The organism is Mesorhizobium sp. M2C.T.Ca.TU.002.02.1.1, assembly GCF_003997225.1.
On the sequence record NZ_RZTO01000574.1, the window covers coordinates 1 to 4048 of the forward strand.

At 69.1% G+C, this 4048-nt stretch carries 4 protein-coding genes; 3 read left to right on the top strand and 1 reads right to left on the bottom strand.

Annotated features, from left to right (window positions below; genetic code table 11):
- The 3 genes from EOD07_RS25200 to EOD07_RS25210 all read left to right on the top strand — a co-directional run.
- Nucleotides 1-998 (top strand): NAD(P)-binding domain-containing protein (locus EOD07_RS25200; RefSeq protein WP_127237349.1); only part of this gene is annotated, 998 nt, incomplete at its 5' end.
- An 11-nt stretch (nt 999-1009) separates the two neighbouring features.
- Nucleotides 1010-2299, top strand: coding sequence for an NAD(P)/FAD-dependent oxidoreductase (locus tag EOD07_RS25205; RefSeq protein ID WP_164772504.1), 1290 nt, complete (start codon nt 1010-1012; stop codon nt 2297-2299).
- Nucleotides 2296-2769 carry a MaoC family dehydratase gene (locus EOD07_RS25210; protein ID WP_245470465.1) on the top strand — a complete coding sequence of 158 codons (474 nt, stop codon included), beginning with the start codon at nt 2296-2298 and terminating at the stop codon, nt 2767-2769. Before EOD07_RS25205 ends, EOD07_RS25210 begins: the two co-directional genes overlap by 4 nt.
- A gap of 19 nt (nt 2770-2788) precedes the next feature.
- Here EOD07_RS25210 and EOD07_RS38665 read toward each other — a convergent pair.
- A partial coding sequence (locus EOD07_RS38665; protein ID WP_245470467.1) for an alpha/beta hydrolase occupies nt 2789-4048 on the bottom strand: 1260 nt, incomplete at its 5' end.

Consider the following 4048-nt stretch of genomic DNA (forward strand, 5'->3'; position numbering starts at 1 on the left):
GGGCTTTCGTGGAAAGCCTGGAGCGCTACGCCTGGCAATGGCACGCGCCGGTCGAGACCAATGTCGAGGTCCTCGCCGCCAAGCGAACCAGCGACGGCTTCGCCTTGGGCACCAACGCCGGCGACTGGTCGGCACGCGCGGTGGTCGTCGCGACGGGACATTGCGACCGGCCGGTCATCCCTTTTTCGACTGAGACCCTTCGCGGGCCGATCAGCATCCACGCTTCGCACTATCGCTCGCCTGGCGAGCTGCCGGGCGGCGGCGTGCTGGTCGTCGGCGCCTCGTCCTCCGGCGTGCAGATCGCCGACGAGCTCGCCCGCGCCGGGCGGCGCGTGGTGCTTTCGGTCGGCAAGCATACGCGCCTGCCCAGAACATGGCGCGGCCAGGACATCTTCTTCTGGCTCCGCGCAATGGGCCTGATGGCGCAGCGACCGGAAGACCTCGCCAATCCGGAAGCCGCCCGGCGCCAGCCATCGCTGCAGCTCGCCGGCCGACCGGACAGGGCCGATGTCGACCTCGCCACGCTGCAGGCGCTCGGCGTGGAACTCACCGGGCGGGTGCGTGGCGTCGGCGATCGCGAGATCGGCTTCGCCGGCGATCTCGGCCAGCACATCGCGGCAGCCGAAGCAAAACAGGCGCGCCTGCTCGACGAGATCGACCGCTTAACGGGCTCGGCGACGCCCTACCGGCCCGAGCCCGTCGCGATGTCGGCAGCCTGCGCGGAGCGGCTGTCGCTGACCGACGGATCGATCCGCAGCATCGTGTGGGCGACCGGCTACGCGCGCTCGTTCGACTGGCTGGAGCCGCTGGCGCTCGGCGCCGATGGCGAGCTGGCGCATCAGGGCGGCGTCACCAGCGTGCCTGGCCTCTATGCGCTGGGCTTCCGCTTCCTGCGCAAGCGCGATTCCAACTTCATCGGCGGCGTCGGCGCGGATGCCGAGGCGATCGCCGCGGAAATCTCGCGTCATCTCGACCGCAACGGCCGCAAGGCGGCCTGAGGACCACGACCATGGCAACCATCTCCCTCATGGCCTCCCCCAAGCGTGGCCATTACGACGCCATCATCGTCGGCGCGCGCTGCGCGGGCGCTGCGACCGCGATGCTGCTCGCCCGCGCGGGCCTCAAGGTGCTGGCGATCGACCGCAAGTCCTATGGTTCCGACACGCTGTCGACGCATGCGCTGATGCGGCCGGCCGTGTTGCAGCTTTGGCGCTGGGGCCTGCTCGAACCGCTGCTCCAGGCGGGCACGCCGCTCATCGAGACGACGACGTTCCACTACGGCGACGAGGAAATCACCATCCCGCTCGTCGCCGACTCGGATCTTCCTGGCCTGATCGCGCCGCGGCGCACCGTGCTCGACCGCATCCTGGTCGACGCGGCGCGCAAGGCCGGCGCGGAGATCCTGCACGAAATGGCGGTCGGCGATCTCTTCGCCGACACGCGTGGCCGCGTGCGCGGCATCGAGATCCGCGCCGCCGGCCGTGCTGCCGTGCGGGTCAGCGCCGATATCGTGGTCGGCGCGGACGGCGTCGGCTCGCTGGTGGCAAAATGCGTCGACGCCCAGACCTTGCGGCGCGGCGCAGTGTCGGCTGCCCACGTCTATGGCTATGCACCGATCGAGCCGGGCGCCGGCTACCACTGGTATTTCCGCGACGGGATCGCCGGCTCCTTCATCCCGACCAATGACGGCCTCGCCTGCATCGTCGCCTCGGTGCCGACGAGCCTGTTCGACCAACGCTTCCGCCTCGGCCACGCCCGCGCCCGCATGGATGTGCTCGAAGCGCTTTCGCCGGCGCTGGCCGCACAGGCGGCCAACGCGCCGAAGGATGCTCGCCTGCAGGCGTTCCGGGGCGTGCCTGGCTATATCCGCCAGGCGCACGGTCCGGGCTGGGCGCTGGCGGGTGATGCCGGGTTCTTCCGCGACCCTATCACCTCGCACGGCATTTCGGACGCGCTGCGCGATGCCGAGAGCCTCGCGCGGGCGATCCTCGACGGCTCTGAGGCGGCATTTTCGGTTTGGCAGCGGCGGCGCGACATGATCGCCAACCGGATCCTCGACACCACCGACGCCGTCGCCGGCTTCGACTGGACGCTCGACGATCTCGGCGAGCGGCACCGCCGCTTCAGCGCCGTGCTCAAGGCCGAAGTGCAGGCGCTGGCCGGGCACCCCATGCCGGCCCGCCGCGCCCCTTCCTCTGCATCGCGGCCGACAGCCCACCGGGCGCCAGCCAATCAGGACGAGCCGCCGGCCTCGGCCGGCTCGAACCTCAATCGCAACCGAACCGGAGCACGATCATGACTTTGCATTCGATAAAGGATGGGCATGTGATGAAGGACGGCTGGGTCGGCGTCATCAAGGGCCGGCCAAAGGTGGGTGCTTTCGCCGAGCGCTCGCGGCGCACACAGCCTCAGGATATCGATGCTTTCGCCGAGATGACCGGCGACCGTAACCCATTGCACTACGACAAAGCGCTCGCCGAGGCTTCGGTGTTCGGCAAGCTCATCGTGCAGGGCGGCGTCACCTCCGGCATCCTGAATGCGGTGGTGGCGGAGGACCTTCCCGGCCCCGGCTCGGTGTTCCTCGAAGTGACGTGGAAATTCGTCAAGGCGGTCGGCGTCGGCGAACTGATCACCGGCCGCGTCGAGGTCAAGGAGGTGCGCGCCGACAAGCCGATCACCAAGCTGGAGACATCGGTGCGCAACGAAGCCGGCGAGCTGTGCCTCACCGGCAGCGCGACGGTGTTCACCGTGCCTTTGGCCAAGGGCTGAGGGCTTCGCGAGTACGCAATTATCCGCCAGCCGTCTCGGCGATGAAGGCGCGGACGTGATCGATGAACTCCTCGAAGGCTGGCTCACCTTCGAGGAGGATGTGGTTCTGACTCTCGAGCTCGATAAAGCGCGCGCCGGGAATGCCCGCTGCCATCGTGCGGCCCGACTCCACCGGCGCCACGTTATCGTCCCGCGCGTGCAGCACCAGCGTCGGCACGCGCACCTTTTCCAACAAGTCGCTGACGTCGATCACCGAGGAGGCGCTCTGCAGCCGCCAGGCATCGTCGGGTGAGACGGTGCGCAGCATCAGATCGTCCATCCAGACGAAATGCTCGTGCGTGGCGCCGGGGATGAACATCGAGCAGAAGGCCTGACGGAACATCGGGTTCGGCTTGCCCCAGTTCTCGCGCATCAGCGTCGCGGCGGCTTCGCGCGTCGCGATCTCGCCCGCGTCGCCGCGCGCCCGCCAGCCTTTGACATAGCCGCCGTAAAGGATCATGCCCGACACTTTCTCGGGGTGGCGGATGGCATAGGCGATGGAAACCGCGCAGCTCTGCGACAGGCCGAGCAAGGTGAAGCGGTCGAGCCCCGTCGCCTTGATCACGCATTCGAGGTCCGACACCATGGTCTCGAACGAGATGTCGACGACATGCCTTTGCGACAGGCCGTTGCAACGCTGGTCATAGCGCACCAGCCGGTTGCTGCGCGACAGTTCCCGCATCCAGTGCCGCCAGATCGGGCTGTCCCAGTCGAAGGTGAGATGCGACATCCAGTGCGCGGCGCGCAGGATCGCCGGGCCGGTGCCGGTGCTGGCATAGGCCAGCCTGGCGCCGTCGAGAGCCCGGCAGAACTGCACGGCGCGGCCGGGATCCTGCGCCGGCGCGGCGGGTTTCGACGACGCCTGCGCCGGTCGCGCGGCGCCGGACTGGGGCGTGCGGCTCGTGGCTTGAGCAGCGGCCGACCGGACCTCGCCCTCCAGCGCCTGGATCTCGGCGGCGAGGCTGGCGTCGTCGGGGACGAGGCGGCGCAGGCGCTGCGCAAGCGGCAGCGCCCGCCGGGGCTGGTCCGTCAGGCGCTCGACCAGCTCGCGCAGGATGCCAAGCTCGACGATCTCCACTTCACTGGCGATCGCCTGCCGCCAGGACTCGTATTCGAAGCATCGTTCGAGCGAGAGGTCGGCGAGAAAGCCGCCGCGGATCGAGGCAAGGACGGCTTCGAGCTCCTCGGTCGAGTGGGTCGACAGGTCGGCCTTCACCAGCGGCGCCAGCCACGCATAGTC

Excerpts from the sequence above, each read along its gene's own strand:
- EOD07_RS25205 (WP_164772504.1), top strand. The coding sequence starts at position 1,010 with ATGGCAACCATCTCCCTCATGGCCTCCCCCAAGCGTGGCCATTACGAC.
- EOD07_RS25210 (WP_245470465.1), top strand. The coding sequence starts at position 2,296 with ATGACTTTGCATTCGATAAAGGATGGGCATGTGATGAAGGACGGCTGG.